Origin of the sequence: Paraburkholderia sp. BCC1886 (genome assembly GCF_900996245.1) — a bacterium.
GTDB lineage: Bacteria > Pseudomonadota > Gammaproteobacteria > Burkholderiales > Burkholderiaceae > Paraburkholderia.
Window position 1 is genome coordinate 1 of record NZ_CAAJGK010000111.1, and the last position, 478, is coordinate 478.

1 pseudogene is annotated in these 478 nt (G+C 65.9%); it reads left to right on the plus strand.

The features are described from left to right. Nucleotides 1–478: pseudogene (locus tag FQ746_RS31910) on the plus strand (hypothetical protein); the annotation flags it as partial.

The window sequence follows — 478 nt, forward strand, 5'->3', positions numbered from 1 at the left end:
TACGACGATCGCCGGGGCATCTTCCAGGCCGGCGCCACGCCCGACGAAATGCGGCGCGTGGCGAGCGAGACGCAGCTCGACTGCAAGCTGACCTGCCGCACGCATCTGCAGGCTTTCGAGGCCTACCTGCCGAAGCTGTATTTCCAGGGCGACGTGGCCGACTGCGATTTCGCCGCGCTGCCGCCACGCTACGTGATCAAGCCGCGCTGCCAGACCGGCGTGCTGATGCTGATGGATCGCGGCACCGACCTGAAGACGGGCGCGGCGTTCGCGCCCGAGGAGATCCGCGCCTTCTTCGCGCGCCAATGGTGCTATCGCGGCCTGAACAATCACGTGATCGTCGAGGAGATGGTCGAGAACCGCGACGGCTCGCCCTGCGTGTCGCAGTTCAAGTGCCTGACCTTCCACGGTCGCGTGGAGTACATCCTCTACGTGACCGTGAGCTACGACCTGGGCTGCGTCGCCTACGACTACGACC